The sequence below is a fragment of the Sulfobacillus sp. TH-112 genome, assembly GCF_057473405.1.
In genome coordinates this window covers 1-5,833 of the sequence record NZ_JBYCKN010000196.1, presented here as the reverse complement: position 1 = coordinate 5,833, position 5,833 = coordinate 1, and the positions used below count along the sequence as shown (strand labels likewise).

Here is a 5,833-nt window from a genome sequence, read left to right as displayed (position 1 = left end):
CGCATCCACTTCAGGAAAGGCTGTGGTCGTTCCATTAGCAATATAGCTGTCGTCGCCATTGTCGCTTCCAACACCGCCATTGTTCTGAGCAGCTAGAAATACCTGAGCATCGGCAACCGGATTACCAGCTGAATCCTCAACAGTGCCAGAAATGGTTACATCAGATCCAACACCAGGCTTATATCCAGTTGCTGGGGTCAAATTTCCGACCTGAGTGGCTATTCCCGGTTCAGAAAATGATAGATAGGTGCTTACTGCCGAGGTTGACGTTGGGCTGTTTTGTGGCGTCGCTGTAACTTCAACATAATCTGAGGAGTTAGGATTCGACGATTCAACGTAAACCGTTGCTTGACCCGAAGCATTGGTGTACACATACTGCGGCGTTGTGCCTAGACTACCGCCTGAGCTACTCGCGAAATATGCATCGGAACTGTTGTTACTGTTAAGCGAGAATTCGACTTCCGCGTTTGTCTGAGCAGCCCCGTTATAAGGTGGCAGTGTCACAGTAACCGGAACAGGCGTATTAACTGCGGCGGCGTACGTAGAAGTATCGCTTGATCCATATGGAGATATCCCAGCGGATCCGTTTGCAACGAACTCCAAGTATACTGTATTACTGGAAAGCGTGGCTCCATTAACTTGATATGGCGCTTGAGCCGTCACTGTGTACGGTTGGGTGGTCCCCGGACCGGTCAATGTCAAAGATGCTTGCCCTGAAGAATTGGTGTAGACTACGAAATCGCTGGCAGTCGAAGAATTGGTGTACGATACATCGACTCCATTGCTCGTAGCAGTAGGCTCGGCCGTCGGCACACCATTCGACTGAGATACAGCATACGTTATACCAACATCAGGAGCAGGGTTCCCCGACGAATCCATTAGGGTAGTCGACAACGTCATGGACGATCCATTCAACGAGGTTGCAGGACTGGCACTAGTTCCCGTACCGGAAGTAGCATTGGTGACCGAAATGTTAGTTAACGTCGGAACCGCAACACCAACAGTCGTGGTCGCCGTGTTCATGCTCATCGCAGCACCCTCAGGATCGTTCAAGGCCAAAGGAGACTTCGCATACGCGACGAATTCGTAGGCCCCCGTCTCACTTGGGGTGAAGGTGTAGCTAGACGAACCGTAGTTCCCGCTTTGCATCCACTGACCACTCGGCGTCTTATACCAGAACTGGTACTGCGCGTCATAGATATTCGAGGAGCTAGCGGTCACGGTGACGGGCTGGCCCGCCGTCAAGGTCGAAGGAGCACTCACGGTGATGGAAGTGTCTACAAAGACGCCATCCACAGCCTGTTGGCCATTGGCCTGCTCATTCGTTGCGGCTTTCCAGTCACCCTTAGGTGCAACATAAGCCGTGACTAAATAGTCGCCATCTTGCACGTTTTTCAACGTGAAGGTGTTCGAGGACGACCAGTTTTGCGCCATCATCCATTGACCATTGGGCTCTTCCACCCAGAACTGGTAATTGGGATTACTGACATTCGACGATGAAGCCGTGTACGTGACATTCGATCCTGCAGTCTGATTGACATCAGACGGACCGGTCAACATTACAGCCGGCTTAGATGCTGCCATAGCGCTTGCGACAGGAAGCGCACCCATTAATAACATGGACGACGCTAATGCAATTCCACCTGTTTTTGCTAGGCGACTTGTTTTCATCAAGTTTGATAAACCCCCTCTTTTGTCTTTCGACAAATCCTCGGTTCTATGGAACACGAGGCCAGGCCGTCAATCCTACATCAAGTTTCTCTTTATGCTCCTCACGTTTGGGCTTCTGGATCGGTCTCGGGCGCTGCGGTTGCTGTCCCTTCTGACTGGTCCATGCGTTGCAGGAAGTCCTCCAACGCCGCCGTCACTACGGCAATTTGGCTTTGCTGCGTTTCAAACGCATAATCCTCCAATTGCCGTTTAAGATCTGGAGGTAGCCGAATTTGAAACGTGACATAAGCTCGCGGTCGCTTGGGATAGGTCGGCAATAATGCTCCCCCCCTTGAGCCTCTCAATCATGGCTCCATTCCCTGCTATATCCGAAAGCCCATCACGTCTGGCCCGGGCGCTAAAGCCGGCACTCAGCACATCACACTCTACGATTCGAGAACCGCGGCATATTCTACCGGATGGCTTCCCAAGTACTGCCGTAAAGCTGAGGTAATGAGTGAGGTCTGACTCTCTTCGAGAGCTTCAGCGCAACGGGCCAGTTGCTCTTTCATCTCCGGCGTTAGCCGGGCCTGAAAAGCAATGTACGCACGTGGGTGCTGCCCGTAGCTAGTCATTCCTCTCCCCCTCTCTGCTTTGAGTCCAGGCGTGAAGGCTCCGCTACCATTCACAACAACATGCTTGCAAACTATGATTACATGGTTGATATCACTCATGCATGCTGTCATAGGAATAATACAACATTGCAGGGAATAAATCCTCGGGTTAGTAAACATTTCTTAAAATATTTTTTCCGGCAATCGACAGCAATCCGTGATTCGACGGCCAAAGCTAGACAAGCCAAGGAATTTGCGCCAATGTCATAGATACGATACGTCTTAGAAAATATGCAGAAAGCTTTTCGCTTCTTTTGAAGGTGGACTAAAATATGAGTTCTCTCCTCGAATGGTTCTGCCATGAAAGAAGCACATCCTGCCAAAACTTGTACTCTTGACCGTTTTCCATTCCCTCCTTATGATGGGAACACGTGTCAATCGATGCTCACTCGTGGAAAACGTTAGAGGAGGGACCGATAGTATGTTGTCACAAGAGATAAAACAGCGTGAGAGAACCAGAAGCAAATATTGGCTGGCCCCTATAGTGGTGCTAGGGTTAGGAGTCGTGGCCGCCGGTTGTGGTAGTCAGGCCAAGTCCGCCAGCCCATCGAAAACCAGCGCCAAGAAGACCTCGACACCAAAGACCTACAAGCAACCAGGCACAGGTAACCTCATAGAAGGGGCAACCCCCTATGCGGGCACAAAGAACCTTGATCACTATATTGCCGAGGCCAAAGCCTCACCGAAGTCGGTGAATGCCAACTATCACGCCGCGGTCGCGTCGTTTGTTAATGGAAAGTTCCCGCAGGCGGAGTCGTATTACAAGGCGGCCATTGCGCTTGATCCGACTAATGGAACATTGTGGAACAACCTCGGCAACATCTATAACTACACCTTAAAAGAGTATTCAACGGCATTGCCGGATTACCAGAAGGCTGTCAAATATTCTTCCACCAATCCTACCGACTGGTTAAACCTCATTAACTGTGAAACCAGTCTTAAGAACACCGCCGCTGCCAAAGGGGATGTGACAGAGGCATTGAAGGATGTTCCGAAAGACACCAGTAACCCCTATTACGAAGCCATCTATCAAATGGCACACCCCAAGACGACTACATCGACAGCTCCAAAGTCCTAGAAAACCATGTAATAAAGCGGCGGGCCATGGCGCTCGCCGCTTTATTACATCTCTGGGTGATCGCTAATTCTTAAACAGGGATGAGAGAAGGAGAGGCTCATCGCATCGCGCACGCTGCTTGTCCCCTCCGAGGTAGGATTCGAGCGCTTGTGCAATAATATGCGAGGGAGATTGGCCCGTTCGGGCCATGAGGTGCAGGACCCGCGCATGGAGATCGTGAGGGAGACGCACTTTCATCGCCTTAGACTCAATAGCATTCACATTCACCGTGCCTCAGCTCCTTTTTATTTCCACCACTGCTGAGCATCAATTCCTTAGTGATACCATAAGATTCGTCAAAATCAAAGTAAACATGGGGAGTTTGTCGCAAAAAAGTTCTTGACACTCTCGATGAATAGGGATGTAAATTCACTACGCCCTTGCCAATCCCGCCTCTAGTGCCATCTCTCAAGCCTTCGCGATGATGCTTTTATCCCCTCGTCATCACGAAGCACTACCTTTATATGACAACATCATTCAATAGAAAATCACGTCATTCCCTTGTGAGAGCCGATAGACGTCACAATGTGTAATTTTACCACCAATTCGAGCGACATGGTAGAATGAAATCCGACATCAACGCACCGATGCGGTGCATTACAGGGAGGCCATGACCATCGCCGAGGAACGGTTACGACCCAATACCCAGGACGATTCGGAACTACTATTTCACTGGCACCGCTATCAAGCGATTGAACAGGTGACCCAGGGCAAATCCCTCCTCGAAATTGGATTTGGGGATGGATACGGAGCGCACTATCTTTCGGCGTCGGCTCACAGTGTGATAGCCGTCGATATTGATGCCGACGCAGTCGACGAAGCCAAAGCACACTATGTGTCTCCCAATTTAGTCTATCAAGAGGCCTCCGGCCTTTCACTCCCCTTTCCTGACCACCATTTTGAGGTCGTCATCGCCTTTGAAGTGATTGAACATCTCGAACGGCAGGATCAAGAGCGCTTTTTACGTGAAGTACAACGCGTCCTTCGACCTGGGGGCCTTTTTGCCCTTAGCACACCGGATCATCATCGCACCGTGGAACTGGAAGCCAATAATCCCTGGCATATTGGGGAGGTTTCGGCTGAGGAGTTAAAGCACCTACTCGGACAATATTTCCCCCATGTCGATTTATATTATCAAGAACTGAGCGCCGCGAGCATTATGTGGAATCCTGACCACCTCTCGGAGGTCGGGTATGGCTATGCGTATTCGAGGACGGATGGACTCAGCCATCCAGCCCCTGTAGCTCTTACGAGCCACCTTCCCTTAGTGACCTTAGCCTCGGCGCAACCCATTACGGTCAATCTGAGCGGATTTTGCACTGATACGGAGCGCTCGCTCTTAGTCAAACTGTGGGACAAAGTCGGATCGCTAGAATATACATTGCATGAAGAACGCGCTCAGCATCACCAAGCGCTGAATGAACAACAACGGGTGATTGATGATCTGAGAGAAGAATGTATGAGTCTTTGGCGCGAGAGTCGCGCCATGGCAGAAGTCATTATGGGAGCCCATGAGGTGCAATCCGAATATGAAAAACTGATCGCCGAACGTCCCGCGCTAATCGAAGCGCAAGCGCAGTGGGAGTTCGTGTCGCATTCGAAAGCCTGGATTCGACTCACACGCTACTGGCACTGGCTCGATCACTCTACTCCGGGCCGACTAATTCTTTGGGCCAAGCGCCGCGGAAGGAAGGTTTAGCTGTTTCATGAAGATTTGGCTTATGACCACAGAATATCCGCCATATTTTGGCGGAGGTATTGCCACGTATGGACGCACCACGGTCGAGAGCTGGGTGAAACAACATCATGAAGTCACTGTCATTGTTCGCGACCCGGAATTAGAGGTGCCCCTACGAATTTCAGAAAAAGACGGCGTCCGTCTGGTACGATTTTCCGACGAGTACCCCGCTCCCCACCGCCGTGCCCTCACCGGTCCCGCCCTCATGAGTTATCTTTTTTCTGAGGTGGTTGCCCACCTCATTCGTCAGTCAGGTCCTCCCGATATTCTCGAAAGTCAAGACTATGTGGGCATCGCCTACTTTCTCTTGCAACGCAAACGGAGCTTAGAGGCGATTTTTCATTCCGTACCGGTCGTCATCACCATCCATGGTCCCAAGTTTATTGTCGACCAATATGAAGAGGTCCCCCTCTATCATCTCCCGGACTATTGGACTCGGATGATGGAAAAGTTCTCATTAATGGCCGCCGATCAAGTGGTGGCCCCAAGCCACTATGTGCTCGAGCAAATACAACACGAGCTGCCAAACCTTCACGCCCGCGTCATTCCTAATCCCTATGCTCTTCCCGGACCCGATCAAGTCATTGATCCACTCCCCACCTCCTCCATCTTATACTTCGGCCGGGTTCAGCGTCTTAAAGGCATCATGCCGCT

The 5,833-nt window shown here is 50.9% G+C and carries 7 protein-coding genes; 3 read left to right on the top strand and 4 right to left on the bottom strand.

What is annotated here, in order from left to right; translation table 11 throughout:
- The 3 genes from ACOJWD_RS14545 to ACOJWD_RS14535 form a co-directional block, all read right to left on the bottom strand.
- Window positions 1–1,671 (bottom strand): phage tail protein (locus ACOJWD_RS14545; RefSeq protein WP_486993969.1); only part of this gene is annotated, 1,671 nt, incomplete at its 3' end.
- 101 nt (window positions 1,672–1,772) lie between these two features.
- The gene (locus ACOJWD_RS14540; protein WP_486993968.1) at window positions 1,773–1,988 is read right to left on the bottom strand and encodes a hypothetical protein; all 216 of its coding nucleotides are present in this window, start codon (window positions 1,986–1,988) and stop codon (window positions 1,773–1,775) included.
- 108 nt (window positions 1,989–2,096) lie between these two features.
- Entirely contained in the window at window positions 2,097–2,285 is a 189-nt protein-coding gene (locus ACOJWD_RS14535) for a ribbon-helix-helix domain-containing protein (RefSeq protein ID WP_486993967.1), read from the bottom strand.
- A gap of 460 nt (window positions 2,286–2,745) precedes the next feature.
- Here ACOJWD_RS14535 and ACOJWD_RS14530 point away from each other — a divergent pair, with 460 nt between their 5' ends.
- Window positions 2,746–3,402, top strand: coding sequence for a tetratricopeptide repeat protein (locus ACOJWD_RS14530; protein WP_486993966.1), 657 nt, complete (start codon window positions 2,746–2,748; stop codon window positions 3,400–3,402).
- Window positions 3,403–3,465: 63 nt separating this feature from the next.
- Here ACOJWD_RS14530 and ACOJWD_RS14525 read toward each other — a convergent pair whose 3' ends face one another.
- Entirely contained in the window at window positions 3,466–3,669 is a 204-nt protein-coding gene (locus ACOJWD_RS14525; protein WP_486993965.1) for a CopG family ribbon-helix-helix protein, read from the bottom strand.
- A gap of 382 nt (window positions 3,670–4,051) precedes the next feature.
- Between ACOJWD_RS14525 and ACOJWD_RS14520 the strand changes: the two genes are divergently transcribed.
- Both ACOJWD_RS14520 and ACOJWD_RS14515 read left to right on the top strand, forming a co-directional pair.
- Window positions 4,052–5,140, top strand: a complete 1,089-nt coding sequence (locus ACOJWD_RS14520; RefSeq protein WP_486993964.1) for a class I SAM-dependent methyltransferase — start codon at window positions 4,052–4,054, stop codon at window positions 5,138–5,140.
- A gap of 7 nt (window positions 5,141–5,147) precedes the next feature.
- Window positions 5,148–5,833: glycosyltransferase (locus ACOJWD_RS14515; protein ID WP_486993963.1), on the top strand; the 686-nt coding region annotated here is incomplete at its 3' end.

Excerpts from the sequence above, each read along its gene's own strand:
- ACOJWD_RS14535 (WP_486993967.1), bottom strand. The coding sequence starts at position 2,285 with ATGACTAGCTACGGGCAGCACCCACGTGCGTACATTGCTTTTCAGGCC.
- ACOJWD_RS14530 (WP_486993966.1), top strand. The coding sequence starts at position 2,746 with ATGTTGTCACAAGAGATAAAACAGCGTGAGAGAACCAGAAGCAAATAT.
- ACOJWD_RS14520 (WP_486993964.1), top strand. The coding sequence starts at position 4,052 with ATGACCATCGCCGAGGAACGGTTACGACCCAATACCCAGGACGATTCG.